Source organism: Aliiroseovarius marinus (assembly GCF_050881025.1).
Classification (GTDB): domain Bacteria; phylum Pseudomonadota; class Alphaproteobacteria; order Rhodobacterales; family Rhodobacteraceae; genus Aliiroseovarius; species Aliiroseovarius marinus_A.
Genome location: NZ_JBNNXQ010000002.1, coordinates 707,405 through 723,237 on the forward strand (window position 1 = coordinate 707,405; position 15,833 = coordinate 723,237).

Consider the following 15,833-nt stretch of genomic DNA (forward strand, 5'->3'; position numbering starts at 1 on the left):
TTTGAACGCGGCGTCACACGTGCTGTGCACCATTCACTTCGATCTCGGCACCAGAAATATACGAGCTTTCGTCCGAACACAGGAAATAGATCGCCGAGGCAACCTCTTCGGGTTGGCCCAAACGCTGCAACGGCAGCTTCTCGACGATTTTCTCAGTCCCGGGGGACAGGATGGCGGTCTCGACCTCGCCCGGCGCAATAGCATTCACGCGCACGCCCAAAGGACCAAAGTCATGGGCCATTTCGCGGGTCAAAGCGGCCAGCGCGGCCTTTGATGTTGCATAGGCTGCACCTGCAAAGGGGTGAACGCGCGAACCGGCAATAGAGGTCACGTTGACCACCGCACCCTTTGCCGCTGCCAGTTCTTCGCGCAAGCCGCGTGCCAGAACCACCGACGCAAAGAAATTGACATGGAACACTTTGCCCCAATCCATCAAATCGGTGTTCAGCGTATTCAACCGCGCCCCACCTTCGCCTTTTGGCGAGATGCCCGCGTTGTTCACAAGCGCATCCAACCGTCCGTCCAGCTTTTCCTGGATGGCCCCCACGGCATTGATCGTATCGGCCGGATCGGACAGATCGAGCACCACGTGATTATCAGACCCCCCGCCCCATGGGCATTCATCCGGGAAAGGTTGGCGTGAACAGGTGATCACCCGCCAGCCTTCACGGTTAAACTTGCGGACGGTGGCATGGCCAATGCCCCGGCTGGCACCTGTCAAAAGCAGGGTTTTGCGGTCGTCGCTCATAAAATCCTCGCAGTGGTCGTTGGAAAGTTGCTGGCATTGGCTTGCTCAAGCACCCTAACAGGCGAGGCGGGCGCTGCAATGCCTCTTGGCAGGCCGATCGCAACCGCGTAACACCGTGGGAACGAGGACCAGCATATGAAGACCCAGAACATGAACCGCGATTGGATCGCCACCGCCCGCACTTTGTCTCAGGCTTTGCCCTATCTGCAGCGCTATACAGGCGCGACCGTTGTCATAAAATTCGGCGGCAACGCCATGGGCAGCGACGAAGACATGGCCAGCTTCGCCCGCGACATTGTGTTGATGCGCCATGTTGGCGTGAACCCGGTGGTGGTGCATGGCGGCGGTCCGATGATCAATGCGATGCTGGACAAGCTCAAGATCGAAAGCGAGTTTGTGAACGGAAAGCGCGTGACAGATGCCGCCACGGTAGAGGTGGTGGAAATGGTGCTGTCGGGTCGCGTGAACAAGCGGATCGTGCAGGCCATCAATGCCGAAGGGGGCAAAGCCGTGGGTCTGTCTGGCAAGGATGCCGGGTTGGTGACCTGTGATCAGACAAACCCGGATCTGGGCTTTGTTGGCACGCCCTCCGAGGTGAATGCCACCATCTTGAATGACCTTGCCGCAGCCGAGACCATTCCCGTGATTGCGCCTTTGGGCGCCGGGCGGAATGGCGAGACATTCAACATCAATGGCGACACGATGGCGGGCGCGATTGCCGCCGCGCTGAAGGCCGATCGCCTGCTTCTGCTCACTGATGTCGAAGGGGTTAAAGGGGCCGATGGCGAGGTTTTGACCGAGCTGACGCCATCCCAAATCCGCGAGATGACCGCCTCGGGCGTGATCGCGGGGGGCATGATCCCAAAGACGGAAACAGCCCTCAACGCCATCGAAGGCGGTGTGCGCGCTGTGGTCATTCTGGATGGCCGGGCCCCGAATGCCTGTCTGCTTGAGCTTTATACGGATCACGGCGCGGGGTCGTTGATCCGCGCCTGAGGTTTGTGCCATGCCCCTTTCACCCGCAGCTGAAGATTTCCACCTTTCGGTGGTGGGCATGCTGCACGAAAACGGGGGCACTTTGGTGCTGCTTGGCCCTGATGAGCCTGGGTTCTGGCCAGCCTTTCACAACAGCAATGAAGCTCGTGACGGGCAGCCCGACCCATTGGATCGCTGGTCGAAAAGAGCGATCCGCACGCTTGCACAGCTTTGGGGCGGCGTTCCAGCTTTTCCGTCAGATGGGCCACCCTATCCGCCGTTTCAGGCTTGGGCGCGGGCGTCTGGACAGGCGTGGGACAGCCCCGTTGGAATGCTGGTGCATGATACGGCGGGCCTTTGGATCAGCTATCGTGGGGCGATCCACATTCCTGCGTTGTTGGACTTGCCGGAAGCCGGTCAACAGCCCTGCCTGACATGCGCTGCGCCTTGCCTGACCGCCTGTCCGGTCTCGGCGCTTGGGCCGAGCGGCTATGATGTGCCAGCTTGCAAATCCCACCTGAACGGCGAGGATCGCGCGGACTGCATGGCGCAAGGCTGTGCTGTGCGGCGAGTATGTCCCATCAGCGAAACCTATGGTAGATTGCCCGCGCAATCCGCATTTCATATGAAAGCTTTTAATCCGACATGACCCTGACCCTGATCCTGACCCGGCACGCCAAATCCAGCTGGGGAGATGCCAACCTTGAAGACCATGCGCGTCCTTTGAACAAAAGGGGGCGGGCCTCGGCCAAAGCCATTGGTCGCTGGATCGCAGATCACGGCATAACGCCGCAAGAGGTTCTGTGCTCCGATGCCACCCGCACACGCGAAACATGGGCGCTGGTTGCCGACAAGCTGATCGGCGCCCCCACCGCACAGATGAAAGCCGCGCTTTACCTGTCAGACCCCGAGACCATGCTGGCGCAACTGAAAGCCGCCACAGAGCCGCGCGTCATGATGGTGGCGCATAATCCGGGGTCTGCCTATATGGCGCGCCGGTTGGCGCAAGAACCGCACCCGCACCCGAAATTCCACCACTACCCGACGGCCGCGACATCGGTGATCACTTTCCCAGCAGATCGTTGGTCAGAGGTCTGTTGGGGCAGCGGAACCGTGACGGATTTCGTTGTGCCGCGTGAATTGATTTAAGCCCCTTCCCGCACCCTGATCAGGACCCGGTGCCGTGCCGAAGGGAAAGATACGAGATTGCCAAAATGAAAAGCCCCACCGGATGGCGGGGCTTTTCGTACATTCAGTGACCAGGATCAGAGGATCTGGCTGAGGAACAGTTTGGTGCGTTCCGATTGCGGGTTGTTGAAGAACTCTTCCGGTTCGTTCTGTTCCACAATCTGGCCGGCATCCATGAAGATCACGCGGTTGGCGACCTCTTTGGCGAAGCCCATCTCGTGGGTCACGCAGAGCATGGTCATGCCCTCTTCGGCCAGTTCCACCATGGTTTCCAGCACTTCCTTGATCATCTCAGGGTCAAGTGCCGAGGTGGGTTCGTCAAAGAGCATAATGCGCGGCATCATGCACAGCGAGCGCGCGATGGCCACACGCTGCTGCTGACCACCCGACAACATGCCCGGATATTTGTGGGCCTGTTCGGGGATCTTCACCTTTTCAAGGAAATGCATCGCACGCGCTTCGGCCTCTTTGCGGGGCTCTTTGCGCACCCAGATGGGTGCCAGCGTGCAGTTTTCCAGAATGGTCAGATGCGGGAAGAGGTTGAAGTGCTGAAACACCATCCCCACTTCCGAACGCACTTTATCAACGTTTTTCAGGTCCGAGGTCAGCTCGGTCCCGTCCACGATGATCTGGCCTTCCTGGTGCTCTTCCAGACGGTTGATGCAACGGATCAGGGTGGATTTACCCGAACCTGACGGCCCCGCGATAACGATCCGTTCGCCTTCGTAGACGGTCAGATCAATGTCGCGCAGCACGTGGAACGAGCCATACCACTTGTTCATGTTGCGGATTTCAATTGCCACCTCGTCAGAGACGGCCATCTTGCTGCGATCAGCATGGGTGTCGAGAGTAATCGAAGACATAAAGTCTCTCCTTTAACGGTGGTCTGTACGAAGGCGGCGCTCGAGATACATCGAGTAGCGCGACATCGCGAAGCAGAAGACAAAGAACAGAAGGCCGATAAATCCGTAGATTTCCCAGACCAAACCGTTCCACGCCTGGTCAGCACGAATCGCGTTCGACAGGCCAAGAGGGTCAAGCAGACCGATGATCGACACCAGCACCGTGTCCTTGAACACGCCAATGAAGGTCGACACGATCCCCGGGATCGAGATCTTCAGGGCTTGCGGCATGATGATCAGCCGTTGGGCTTTCCAATAGTCCAGACCCAGCGCATCGGCGGCTTCATACTGGCCACGCGGAAGGGCTGCCAGACCGCCGCGGATCACCTCGGCCATATAGGCTGCGGCGAAGAGCGTCACCATGATCAGCACCCGAAGGATGATGTCAAAGTTCGTGCCCGGCGGCATGAAGATGTTCAGAAGCGTCGAGGCCACGAACAGAAGCGTGATCAGCGGCACCCCGCGAATGAACTCGATAAAGCCCACGCACAACGCTTTGACGATCAGAAGGTCAGACTGACGCCCAAGGGCAAGCACGATGCCAATCGGCAGCGAACAGCCAATGGCCACAACACCGATGGTGATCGACAGCATGAAGCCCCCGAACTTGCGGCTTTCAACGGCCTCAAGACCGATGGGCAGGATCGCATCCATTGCCCCCGCGAACGGGCCCATCAGGAACAACCACCAGCAAATGGCGATCACGACCGACAGGATCAGGCTGGCCAAACTGCCAACGGCAGCCGCCAAGGGACGGTAGGACAGGAACCCGAAGACAAAGCCAAGGGCCGCCCCAACCGGGAACCAGATCGAACCACCCCACAGAAGCCAAGGTGCAATGAAGGGGAAGATCGCCGAGAAGATAAGCGGATTGGGCAGACGTTTGGCCCCGGCTTCGATCTCGGCCGCACGGGCCTCTTTATCTGAGGTCAGCGCCTTGAACCCAATGGCAGCTGCGATGGCCAGAAACACCAGTGCAGCAACCATGCCCAAGGACCCGCCCAGCGACCATGCGCCATAGGCCAGCGACACGGACAGAAGCACCCAGTTCATCCGGCGCGAGATCATGTTGAACAAGACCGGGGTTACCGCCACAAAGAGCAGCAGGAACGCCAGGATCGGACGCCAGCGCAGATCCGAAGTGCCTTCCTCGGAGCCATTGGGATAGAAGCCAAAGAGCAGCTGTTGCCAGCGATCATTGATCACGCCCCAACAGGCGGCGTGATGCCCTTCACCTACGATCTCACGACAGTGGTTTTGCGACGTGCCATTCCAGGTCGGCGCGAAGATCCACGGCAGAATGGCTGCCAGGATCATGTAGATCAACACCAGTGACACCACCGTGAGGATGGAGTTCAGAACCCCGTTGAAAAGGTTCTGGCGCGCCCAACCGACGAACCCAACCGACGATGCGGGCGGGGCGCGTTCAGGCAGCATCTCAGAGCGAACAAAAGACATATCAGGCATATCAGCGCTCCTTCAGCTTCACGGATTCGTTGTACCAGTTCATCACCGCTGAGATGGACAGCGAGATGGTCAGGTAGACGGCCATCAACAACAGAACGGTTTCAAGCTCGCGCCCGGTCTGGTTCATGGTGATGCCCCCCAAGGTCCCCGTGATGTCCATATAGCCCACGGCAATTGCCAAAGAGCTGTTCTTGGTGAGGTTCAGGTAGTTGGAAATAAGCGGCGGAATGATCACCCGCAGCGCTTGCGGCAGGATAACAAGGCTCATGGTGCGGTTCGGGCGAAGCCCCAAGGCACCGGCGGCCTCTGTCTGACCCTTCGAGATGGCCATGATGCCCGCGCGCACAATCTCGGCGATGAAGGCACCGGTATAGAGCGACAGGGCCAGCCATAGCGCGATCAGAGAGTTGCGCATATGGGTGCCACCCTTGAAGTTGAAGCCTTTCAGCTCCGGGTAGCCAAGATGGAAGCCCAGCACCGCCAGCACCACCAGCGTCGGCACGAAGATCACGCCCAAACGCCAGTGCCAGGTCCGCGGACGATCGCCCGTGGCTTCCTGGATCGCATCGGCCCGACGCTTGATCAGCATCGAGGTCAACAGTCCCGCAAGGAACACAGCGCCGATGGCCAGAAGGTCAAGGCTCACGTCAAACCGAAGGCTTGATGCACCGAAAAAGTGGAAGTTGCCCAGCGAGTTCGAAAACAGCGGCTCGGGAATATAGATGCCCCGATTGGTGATAGCCACGCTGTCCCAAAGCGACATGGAGGCCTCGCCCGTTTTGAACGCGCGTGGCCGGGGCAGTGTTTCGATCAGGATCGCCATTGTGAACACGATCCAAAGCAGGACCGGCACGTTGCGGAACATCTCGACATATACAGCCGAAAGGCGCGAGATGATCCAGTTGGGCGACAAGCGCAAAACGCCAACAAACACACCGATGATGGTGGCCGCGACGCAGCCCATGACGGCCACAAGCAAGGTGTTCAAGAGCCCCATAAGCGATGCGCGCAAATGGGTGTCTTGCGAATTATAGTCCAACAGGCGTTGGTTGATGTCATAGCCCGCAGGCTCGGACATGAAGCGGAAGCTTGGCTCTTTGCCAAGGTCCGCAAGGTTTTGCGCGGTGTTCGCGAAAAGCCAGAATACAAGCATCAGAAAGCCGATCAGCGCGACAATCTGAATGGTCATCGAGCGGTAGCGGCTATCATACAGAAGCATGGATAGCCGGAACTGGCCCTGATGAGGGTCGGTCATAGTTGTCATATGAGACATCCCCGTTGCCTCTGGCATTTTGTTTTTGTCGGCTCAAGGCCGTGGCGCCAGAGTGCGTTCAGATGAAAAGGAAAAGGGCGTGGATTATCCACGCCCTTTCCGTGATGTGTTTAGCGGAAGGGAGGCGAGTAGATCAGGCCGCCGTCTTTCCACTGAGCGTTCAGGCCGCGGGCCAGAGCGATCGGTGTGTCTTCACCGATGTTCTTGGCAAACAGCTCGCCATAGTTGCCGCCGGCCATGATGGCGCGTTTGCCCCATTCAGCGTCCAGACCCAGCATCTCGCCCAGGTTGCCTTCGGAACCAAGGATACGAGCCACTTCCGGGTTGTCGGTCGAACCAGCCAGCTCGCCGATATTGGCCGAGGTGATGCCCAGCTCTTCAGCCGAGATCAGCGCGTTCAAAGTCCAGCGCACGATGTCGCCCCACTCGTTGTCGCCGTGACGAACCAGCGGACCCAGCGGCTCTTTCGAGATGATCTCGGGCAGCAGCACGTGGCCTGCCGGATCTTCGAAGGTTGCACGCGTTGCGGCCAGACCCGATGCGTCGGTGGTGTACACGTCGCAGGCGCCAGCAAGGTACTGCTGCTGAGCTTCAGCGTTGGTTTCGATCGGAACCGGCTCGTAGCTCATGTTGTTGGCACGGAAGAAATCGGCCAGGTTCAGTTCGGTGGTGGTACCGGTCTGAATGCAGACGGTTGCGCCGTCCAGATCTTTTGCCGAGCTTACGCCCATGTCTTTCGACACCATGAAGCCCTGACCATCGTAGTAGTTCACGCCTACGAATTCGAACTTCAGGTCAACGTCACGCGACAGCGTCCAGGTGGTGTTGCGCGCCAGCATGTCGATCTCGCCCGAGGCCAGCGCGGTGAAGCGCGTCTTGCCGGTGGTCGGAACAAACTCAACTGCATTGGCGTCGCCAAGAACAGCGGCTGCGACTGCACGGCAGACGCCGACGTCAAAACCATTCCAGGTGCCGTTTGCATCCGGTGCGGCGAAGCCGACAAGACCGGTGGTCACACCGCAGTTCAGCTTGCCGCGTGCCTTGACGTCATCAAGGGTTGCAGCTGCCGCAGCGCTGGCAGCCAAGCCAGCCACAGTCAGTGCGCCGAGAAAAACGGTTTTTTTCATGTTTACCTCTTCCTGATTTTTGCCCGGTATTCGGGCGAATTCTATCAACCCTTTTGGGCTGCTTATATGTCAGCGAAAGGAGACTCCCCTCTCAACATGGAAAGAGTTTGAAAGAATTGATCAGATTTCGTCAAGGGCAACATCGCGGATTCCGATACTTAACCTAGGGTAAAGCAAGAAAATTATCGAAGCCTAACGCTTTGGTTGTATTATGTTTCGCGCTGGCTTGCGGCAAAAAACCACGCTGCCAGTGCGAAGGCGTCGCGCTTTTTCTCTGCTTGCTCATGGGCTTCTTCATCAACGCCCCATTGCTCTTGCTGCCAGGTTTCATCAACGCGCGACAGTTCCCATGCACGAGCCTGATCAAGATGTTTCGCGGCCACCGCGAATCCCAAAACCAAAGATCCTGAGATGGCGACAAGATCATGGAAGGCTGCGAGCTGAAAATGGTCCAGCGCATGTACCTGACGGGTCAGGGATTCGACCGATGCCGCATCCTGCGCGCTATGCATGATTCCCGACACAGGCACCAAATGAGCGCCAAGCGCCTTGGCCGCCCAGTCCAGAACGGGGTCCCAATGTTCCGCCTGTCGGGCGATCAACTCGCGCGGTTCCGTGGCCCGATAACACAGCAAATCGCTGTCACCATAGGCCGCCAACATGTCCGCCACCGCTGCATGTTGAACCGCGACCTTATCAATGGCCGAGTTGGCCATGCGGGTAACGGGCATGCGATTCGGGTCAATCGCGTCTTCCTGCGCCTCCCATTCGGCGGCCATGGCGTCGGCCAGCGCGCGGGTCGGCACCACCAGGGGCACTTTTGCCGGGGTCTTCACCCCACGCCCATCCAGCAGCACCTGAAAGCCTTCATCGGCTTCGGCGACCGTTGTTTCCTTCCAGAACCGTTTTGCTGCCCAGTTGCTCATGCTTTTCCCCATAATTCGTCCAGCGCCGAGGGCAATTGTGCAAACGCATCAATCAAGATGTCCGCACCGGCAGAAACAAGCTCTGCCCTTGGGTGATAGCCCCAAGTCACGCCAATTGTGCGAAACCCCGCAGCCTTTCCCATCTCCATGTCAAAGCTGGTGTCACCGATCATCACCGCATTTCCTGCGTCAGCGCCGGTTTCCGCCAAAGCCCGCTTCAGCATAGAGGGGTGCGGCTTGGAGGGGTGGTCATCCGCCGTTTGGTGGGTCACGAAAAACTTGCGCAGATCATGCGCATCATAGGCATGATCCAACCCGCGTCGTGCCTTGCCCGTGGCCACGCCCAATAGCACTTCGTCTCGCGGATGAAGCGCCTCAAGCGCTGCACGTGCACCGGGATACATAGGCGCGGCCGCCTCGCCCCCTTTTTCGGCTCTGAGCTGAATGAACATGTTTTTGTATTGCTGCGCGGCATGCGCCACATCCGGTTCGGACATCGACGGGACCAACCGCGCGATGGCGTCATGCAGCGACAGACCCACGATCGACAACACCTCGGCGCGGGTGGGCAGTGCGACACCCATCTCGCCAAAGGCACGGTTCATCGCCTCGACGATGAAATCCTGACTGTCGATAAGTGTGCCGTCCACGTCGAATACGGCGAGCTTCAGGGTGGTCATTCAAAGCGCCTCGAACGGGTCATCGGCGGCCAGATCGGGGGTCCAGCCAAAGGTCTCGAAAGTGTCGGCCATATGCGGCGGCAGATCAGCCGTCACGGTCACAGGCTTCTTGGTCACCGGATGTTCAAACGTCATCGAGCGCGCGTGCAGGTGCAGTTTGCGGGAAATGTCGCCGCCAATCATCGCCCCCCAACCGTCGCCCATGTTGTCCTGAGAAGAGCCGCCGTATTTGCCATCACCAATGATCGGGTGACCGATTTCAGCCATATGAGCGCGCAGCTGATGGGTGCGGCCGGTGATCGGCTCCATCGCAACCCACGCGGCACGGCTCGCCACACGGTAAAGGGTGGCATAAAGCGTGTGCGCGCGCTTGGCATCAGGGTAATCGTTCATGGCGCGCGGATGCACGCAGATCATCTTTTCACCCGCCCCGCGCCCGCCACCGGCAGCTTTGTAAAGCCCATAGCGGATCTCGCCCAGATAGGGCGTCGGAACGCCGGCCACCACAGCCCAGTAAATCTTGCGCGTTTCCTTGTGGCGCATCGCCGCCGTCAGGCCAGATGCCGCCGCCTGCGTGCGCGCCAGAAGCAGAACGCCTGAGGTGTCCTTGTCCAGACGATGCACAAGACGGGGCTTTTCCTCGCGCTCAAATTTCAGCGCCTCGGCCAGCCCGTCCACATGACGGGTCTGTTTCGAGCCACCCTGCGTGGGCAGGCCCGGCGGTTTATTGAGGGCAATCACGTGGTCGTCGCGATAGATCACACAGGACTGGATCAACTTCGCATCCGCATCCGACACGCGCGCCTTGGCCTTCGGCTCGGAGCGTTCATCCTTGGTGGTGTGCAAAGGCGGTATGCGCACCTCATCCCCCGGCCCAACACGGGTCGAGGTTTTGACCTTGGCGCCGTTCACCCGAAACTCGCCTTTGCGACAGCCCTTTTCAATGCGCCCCTGACCAGCATGGGGGAACATGCGCTTGACCCAGCGATCAAGTCGTTGCTCGGCCTCGTCCGGGCCAAGGGTGATTATCTGAACGCCGCTCATGCCAACACCATTCGGGCCAGCATAAGACCCGCCATCAAAGCCAAAATCGACACCACAACGGACCCGAGCACATAGCCCATCGCCGCTGCGGCCTGCCCGCGTTCATACAAGGTCACCGCATCCAGCGAAAAGGCCGAGAAGGTTGTGAACCCGCCCAAGATGCCAGTCATCAAAAAAGGTGCGGCAGCCTGCCCTCCCTTTTTGGCCAGCACCACCACAAGCACGCCCATCAAGAACGACCCGACTATGTTCACCATCAGAGTGCCCACAGGGAACCCATGTCCCAAAAGACGTGTGACCGTTGTGTTGGTCAAATAGCGGGCCGAGGCGCCAAGCGCGCCGCCCAATGCAACTTGAAGAAGGGGTGTCATCATGGCGACTGACTGAGGCCAAGCGCCTTTATTGTCAAGCGCTCTGTCAGGCGTCGGGGTGGTCTTTACGCACAGCTTTCCACCCGGTGACCATCGGTTTCACAAGGTTTTCACGCTTCCAGAAGCGATAAAACCCAATCGCGCCCAGATGCAGCACAACCAGCGCCAGCAGCGCCAGCGACAGGCGATAATGCAGCCCCGCGGCCGCGCGCGCCGTGTCATAGCTGACCCAGCTGACCAGCGGGCCGGTGTTGATGAAGTCATCCGCATCAATGAACAGACCCGTCCCAACTTGCGCGAACAATACGCCCAAAAGCGCAAAGACCGACAGGGCGCCTACCGGATTGTGGCCGGGCCAATAGCTGGGGCGGCGTTTGGGCATGGTGGCCACATAGGCCAGCGTCTTTTTAGGGCCAAACAGGAAGTGGCGAAACCGGGCGGGGCGTGACCCGACGAAACCCCACAAAATGCGAAAGACCAGCAAGCCGACCACCGCATAGCCGGCATAAAAATGCAGGGTCATGATGTTGGGCCCAAACCGGCCCAACATCCAGCCGGTCACGACACAGATGACCAGCGCCCAATGGAACAGGCGCAGGGCCGGGTCCCACAGCTTGACGCGTTCAACGCCTTGGGGCAGCTGATCATCCATATGCGTCACCGTGATTTACTTGGCACGGTAGGTGTCATGGCAGCCTTTGCAAGACCCACCCAAGGCACCAAGCGCACCGGCCATCTGATCTTTGCCTGCTCCAGCCACGCCCTGCATCGCTTTCACAGCCGCGACATAGGCCGCACCTTTTTCCTGAACGCCCGCGAAATCTTCCCAGATTTTCGGCAGGGCACGCGTTTTGTCCGAATCCGCGCTTGAGGTGCCGGGCATATAGAGATGCCCCAGATTATAAGAGGTCAACGTGCCCATGTTGTCGGCTGCGGTCTGCGCGGCAGCCGCGTCATAGTCGATCTCGCCCTTCGCCATACCGGCAAGAACACCCATATTGGCGCCCAGAAGCTTGTAAAAGCCCTGTCGCGCTTCGATGGTGTCCTGAACGGGGTCGGCGGCAAGCGCAACTGTCGGAAGGGCAAGGGCGGCGGCGAGAATGGCAAAACGCATATTTTTGGCTCCTATGGCTTGGTCATCGGTTAAGGTTGAGCGTGATACGGCTCAGCTCAACCTTTCCGTCGCAAGAAACCTAGTTTCAAGACACGAATATGTCATCGGCGTTTTCTGCGCAGATTTGCGAAGTAGTCTGTGCGTTTTTTCAGCTCTCGCTCAAAACCGCGTTCGACCGGCACGTAGTAAACACCGCGTTTCATGTCGTCGGGGAAGTAGTTTTGCCCCGAAAAACCGTCCGGTGCATCGTGGTCATAGGCATATCCATCCCCATAGCCCTGCTCCTCCATCAACCGGGTCGGTGCGTTGAGAATATGCTTGGGCGGGGGCGCGGAGCCGGTTTTTTTCGCGGCCTTCATCGCAGCCTTGTAAGCCACGTAGTTTGCGTTGGATTTGGGCGCCAGCGCCAGATAGATCACGGCCTGTGACAGGGCCAGCTCGCCTTCCGGGCTTCCCAAACGCTCGTAGGTTTCCCATGCGTCCAGGCAGACCCGCTGCGCCTGAGGGTCGCCCAGCCCGATATCTTCAACAGCCATACGCACCAGGCGACGGGCCAGAAACCGGGGGTCCTCGCCGCCGTTCAACATCCGGGCAAACCAGTAGAGGGCCGCATCCGGATCAGACCCACGTACAGATTTATGCAAAGCCGAGATCAGGTTGTAATGTTCGTCACCGGATTTGTCGTAAATCGCGGCGCGCTTCATCAGGCGCGAGGACAGCCCTTCGACATCCAGCTTCCCATCGACTTTCCATGCCGTGACCTGCTCAACAAGGTTCAAAAGCGCACGCCCATCGCCATCGGCCATTTCCAAAAGCGCCTCGCGGGCCTCGCCGCTCAGAGGCAGTGCCTTGCCCAATTCCTGTTCGGCACGCTGCACAAGGCGTTCCAGATCGGCCAGCGACAAGCGCGTCAGCACAAGAACCTGCGAGCGTGACAACACAGCTGCGTTCAGCTCAAAAGATGGGTTTTCGGTTGTGGCCCCGACCAGCAGGATGGTGCCATCCTCCATATAGGGAAGAAATCCGTCTTGCTGAGCTTTGTTGAAACGGTGGATTTCATCCACGAACAACAATGTCCCCTGCCCGTTGGCGCGGCGATGCTTGGCCGCCTCGAACACTTTTCGCAATTCGGGCACACCAGAAAAGATGGCGCTGATCTGGACAAAATGCAGATCGGTTTCACGCGCCAAGAGGCGGGCAATGGTGGTCTTGCCCACGCCGGGCGGGCCCCAGAATATCAACGATCCCAAACTGCCAGCCGCCAACATGGTGCCCAAAGGCGCTTCCGGTCCCAACACCTGCTCTTGCCCAATCACCTCGCCAAGGGATTGAGGGCGCAATCTGTCCGCCAAGGGGCGTGGCGCTTCGGCTGCGTGGTCCGTACGGTCTGTGGAACTGTCGAAAAGATCAGGCATGGGATGAAACTATGCGCCTGCCCGGTCGGTGGAAAGGCGAAAACGCGGGATCAGAGCAGGTTGTATTCCTGCGCGCGTTGGATCGCTTCGGCCGTTGTGCGCACGAAAAGCCGATCACGGGCGGATCGAAGGCGCGCCTTAAGCGCACTTTCCGAGATCCCCAAAAGGGCAGCGGCTTCGGCATGACGGCTGCCCTTTGCGATCAAACGCAAAGCCATACGTTGGGCTGATGTCAGCTGCTCGGGGGGCGTGGACTGTTCATGTAGTTGGCGCACGAGTTGATGAATTTGCTCGATCTCTTCGTCACTAAACTCGCGGTCTTCACGGGCGAATCCACCGATCGTGCGCGAGGATGTCGGGCCATGTGCAACACAGATCCCGTAGTTCAGGCCAAACCCGGCCGCTTGCTTCAGAATGCCGTGGGGATCGGGAAGGTCGACATCGCTCCACCGGATCGCCCCTTCATTGCCGAACCCCCAAAACACGGTCGGATCCGCCAGCATATAGCCTTTCTCGGTGTAGATCTCGGTCCAGCGCGGATCATAGGTCTGGATCATGATATGGGCCGACGCATAGCGAATATGAAGCCCAAGCGCATATCCTTTCGGCGCCAGGTCCGTGAGCTTTGCCAGCCCCTGATCCAATCCTGAGTTTTGCACGTGTCCATCCACTTGAAGTCGTCCCAAACCTATCCTTTTAGACAGGGCTACGAATGTCAAACAACCTATGATTGCTTTATGTGCTTTTGAGGCTCAACGGCGCAAAGCGCAACGGTAATATTTGCATTTTGCGATGCGCACAAAAAAAGCCCCGCACCAAACGATGCGGGGCTTCAAAACATCTTGTGGATGAAGCTTACGCTTCTGCGGCCTCAGCAGCTTCTTCAGCTTCAAGACGCGCACGGTCAGCAGACCCTTTGGCATCAACATCGCGGTCAACGAATTCGATGATCGCCATGGGCGCCATGTCACCATAACGGAAACCAGCTTTCAGAACGCGCACATAGCCGCCCTGACGCTCCGCATAGCGCGGGCCGAGAACTTCGAAAAGTTTGGCAACGTGCTGGTCTTGCTTCAGACGTGCAGCAGCCTGACGGCGCGCGTGTACGTCACCGCGTTTGGCCAGCGTGATCATTTTTTCAATGATCGGGCGCAGTTCTTTGGCTTTCGGCAGGGTCGTTTTGATCTGTTCATGTTCGATCAGCGAACCAGCCATGTTGGCGAACATCGCTTTGCGGTGTTCATGGGTGCGATTCAGGCGGCGGTAACCACGAGCGTGACGCATTTTCTTAATCCTTCTTTGGTGCTCTTGAGAGAGCGGTGCTTTGTCTGTGAACCGATGCGTGTCGGTCCCTCTCCTTGGGGCAGGATTGCCCGGATGTTCCCCGCATTAGGCGGGCATTTTGGAGGCCAGTGATCCGGCCCCCGAATTTTTATTGCTCGCATTCCCGAACCGCAAAACCGGTTTCCACTTTTGCTAGGAATGCTTCGAAGATCAGAACTGATCTTCGAATTTCTTGGCGAGCTCTTCGATATTCTCAGGCGGCCATTCCTCGACATCCATGCCAAGGTGCAGACCCATGCCCGAAAGCACTTCTTTGATCTCGTTGAGCGACTTGCGACCGAAGTTCGGGGTGCGGAGCATCTCGGCTTCGGTTTTCTGGATCAGATCGCCGATGTAAACGATGTTGTCGTTCTTCAGGCAGTTTGCCGAACGCACCGACAGTTCCAGCTCGTCCACTTTCTTCAGAAGAAGCGGGTTGAACTCGAGACCATCGTCTTCGTCCTGACGGCCAGCCGCTTCCGGCTCGTCGAAGTTTACGAAGATCGACAGCTGGTCTTGCAGAATGCGCGCAGCGAAGGCCACGGCGTCTTCCGGGGTCACGGACCCATCGGTTTCCAGCTTCAGCGTCAGCTTGTCATAGTCCAGAACCTGACCTTCACGGGTCGGCTGCACGTCATACGACACTTTCTTGACCGGCGAATAGATCGCATCAACCGGGATCAGGCCGATCGGCGCATCTTCCGGTTTGTTCTTGTCAGAAGCGACATAGCCTTTGCCGGTGTTGACGGTCAGTTCCATGAACAGATCCGCGCCGTCATCCAGGTGACAGATCACGTGATCCTTGTTCAGGACCTCGATGCCAGCCGTTTCCGAAATGTCGCCAGCGGTCACAACCATCGGGCCTTTGGCCGAAATCGACAGGCGCTTGGGGCCTTCGACTTCCATGTTGATCGCAACGCCTTTGAGGTTCAGAACGATGTCGGTCACGTCTTCACGCACACCGGCAACCGAGCTGAACTCGTGCAATACGTTGTCGATCTGAACCGACGTGATGGCGGCACCTTGAAGCGAGCTCATCAGCACGCGGCGCAGGGCGTTGCCCAAGGTCAGACCAAAGCCACGCTCCAGCGGTTCGGCGATCACGGTCGCCTGACGTGCGGGGTCATTGCCCGGCTTTACGTCCAGCTGTGTCGGCTTGATCAGTTCTGCCCAGTTCTTGTGGATCATGCGTCCCTCCATACTTGTCCTGTCCCCATGTCCAAAGGGCAGGACGCCCGAGGTTAAAATGACGGAAACCGGGCCACGCGTCCCTGCGCAGC

The 15,833-nt window shown here is 58.6% G+C and carries 18 protein-coding genes; 3 read left to right on the top strand and 15 right to left on the bottom strand.

The features are described from left to right. Window positions 1-13: 13 nt before the first annotated feature. Complete coding sequence (locus tag ACRY08_RS08925; protein WP_432449559.1) at window positions 14-748, bottom strand: SDR family NAD(P)-dependent oxidoreductase; 735 nt, start codon at window positions 746-748, stop codon at window positions 14-16. Between the two features lie 135 nt (window positions 749-883). Here ACRY08_RS08925 and argB point away from each other — a divergent pair, with 135 nt between their 5' ends. Genes argB through ACRY08_RS08940 form a run of 3 tightly spaced genes read left to right on the top strand, consistent with a single transcriptional unit; the run spans window position 884 to window position 2,872 of the window. After that, window positions 884-1,744 carry an acetylglutamate kinase gene (gene argB, locus ACRY08_RS08930; protein ID WP_432449560.1) on the top strand — a complete coding sequence of 287 codons (861 nt, stop codon included), beginning with the start codon at window positions 884-886 and terminating at the stop codon, window positions 1,742-1,744. 10 nt (window positions 1,745-1,754) lie between these two features. After that, complete coding sequence (locus ACRY08_RS08935; protein WP_432449561.1) at window positions 1,755-2,372, top strand: ferredoxin; 618 nt, start codon at window positions 1,755-1,757, stop codon at window positions 2,370-2,372. After that, the gene (locus ACRY08_RS08940; RefSeq protein WP_432449562.1) at window positions 2,369-2,872 is read left to right on the top strand and encodes a SixA phosphatase family protein; all 504 of its coding nucleotides are present in this window, start codon (window positions 2,369-2,371) and stop codon (window positions 2,870-2,872) included. Before ACRY08_RS08935 ends, ACRY08_RS08940 begins: the two co-directional genes overlap by 4 nt. Before the next feature lie 116 nt (window positions 2,873-2,988). On the opposite strand, the gene ACRY08_RS08945 is transcribed toward ACRY08_RS08940, so the two are convergent. From ACRY08_RS08945 to ACRY08_RS09010, 14 genes are all read right to left on the bottom strand, one after another. Further along, window positions 2,989-3,732: an amino acid ABC transporter ATP-binding protein gene (locus ACRY08_RS08945; protein WP_432449625.1), complete on the bottom strand. Its 744-nt coding sequence runs from the start codon at window positions 3,730-3,732 to the stop codon at window positions 2,989-2,991. A 54-nt stretch (window positions 3,733-3,786) separates the two neighbouring features. Continuing rightward, complete coding sequence (locus ACRY08_RS08950; RefSeq protein WP_432449563.1) at window positions 3,787-5,280, bottom strand: amino acid ABC transporter permease; 1,494 nt, start codon at window positions 5,278-5,280, stop codon at window positions 3,787-3,789. A 1-nt stretch (window position 5,281) separates the two neighbouring features. Beyond that, window positions 5,282-6,544 (bottom strand): amino acid ABC transporter permease, encoded by a 1,263-nt coding sequence (locus ACRY08_RS08955; protein ID WP_432449564.1) that lies wholly within the window; start codon window positions 6,542-6,544, stop codon window positions 5,282-5,284. 119 nt (window positions 6,545-6,663) lie between these two features. Continuing rightward, window positions 6,664-7,680 (bottom strand): amino acid ABC transporter substrate-binding protein, encoded by a 1,017-nt coding sequence (locus ACRY08_RS08960; protein ID WP_432449565.1) that lies wholly within the window; start codon window positions 7,678-7,680, stop codon window positions 6,664-6,666. A 209-nt stretch (window positions 7,681-7,889) separates the two neighbouring features. Continuing rightward, window positions 7,890-8,606, bottom strand: coding sequence for an ATP12 family chaperone protein (locus tag ACRY08_RS08965; protein ID WP_432449566.1), 717 nt, complete (start codon window positions 8,604-8,606; stop codon window positions 7,890-7,892). Then, window positions 8,603-9,286 (bottom strand): HAD-IA family hydrolase, encoded by a 684-nt coding sequence (locus ACRY08_RS08970; RefSeq protein ID WP_432449567.1) that lies wholly within the window; start codon window positions 9,284-9,286, stop codon window positions 8,603-8,605. Before ACRY08_RS08970 ends, ACRY08_RS08965 begins: the two co-directional genes overlap by 4 nt. Continuing rightward, on the bottom strand, window positions 9,287-10,330 hold the full coding sequence (locus ACRY08_RS08975; RefSeq protein ID WP_432449568.1) for an RluA family pseudouridine synthase: 1,044 nt from the start codon (window positions 10,328-10,330) through the stop codon (window positions 9,287-9,289). It lies immediately after the preceding gene. Next, a complete protein-coding gene (gene crcB / locus ACRY08_RS08980) occupies window positions 10,327-10,704 on the bottom strand; it encodes a fluoride efflux transporter CrcB (RefSeq protein WP_432449569.1) in 378 nt (125 codons plus the stop codon). The genes ACRY08_RS08975 and crcB overlap by 4 nt, the downstream gene beginning before the upstream one ends. A gap of 43 nt (window positions 10,705-10,747) precedes the next feature. Further along, entirely contained in the window at window positions 10,748-11,353 is a 606-nt protein-coding gene (locus tag ACRY08_RS08985; protein WP_432449570.1) for a cytochrome b/b6 domain-containing protein, read from the bottom strand. Window positions 11,354-11,368: 15 nt separating this feature from the next. After that, complete coding sequence (locus tag ACRY08_RS08990; RefSeq protein ID WP_432449571.1) at window positions 11,369-11,815, bottom strand: c-type cytochrome; 447 nt, start codon at window positions 11,813-11,815, stop codon at window positions 11,369-11,371. Between the two features lie 101 nt (window positions 11,816-11,916). Continuing rightward, window positions 11,917-13,230, bottom strand: a complete 1,314-nt coding sequence (locus ACRY08_RS08995) for a replication-associated recombination protein A (protein ID WP_432449572.1) — start codon at window positions 13,228-13,230, stop codon at window positions 11,917-11,919. A 50-nt stretch (window positions 13,231-13,280) separates the two neighbouring features. After that, complete coding sequence (locus tag ACRY08_RS09000; RefSeq protein WP_432449573.1) at window positions 13,281-13,889, bottom strand: autoinducer binding domain-containing protein; 609 nt, start codon at window positions 13,887-13,889, stop codon at window positions 13,281-13,283. Window positions 13,890-14,085: 196 nt separating this feature from the next. Continuing rightward, complete coding sequence (rplQ, locus tag ACRY08_RS09005) at window positions 14,086-14,514, bottom strand: 50S ribosomal protein L17 (RefSeq protein WP_432449574.1); 429 nt, start codon at window positions 14,512-14,514, stop codon at window positions 14,086-14,088. Window positions 14,515-14,724: 210 nt separating this feature from the next. Continuing rightward, complete coding sequence (locus tag ACRY08_RS09010) at window positions 14,725-15,741, bottom strand: DNA-directed RNA polymerase subunit alpha (RefSeq protein WP_432449575.1); 1,017 nt, start codon at window positions 15,739-15,741, stop codon at window positions 14,725-14,727. Window positions 15,742-15,833 lie beyond the last annotated feature (92 nt).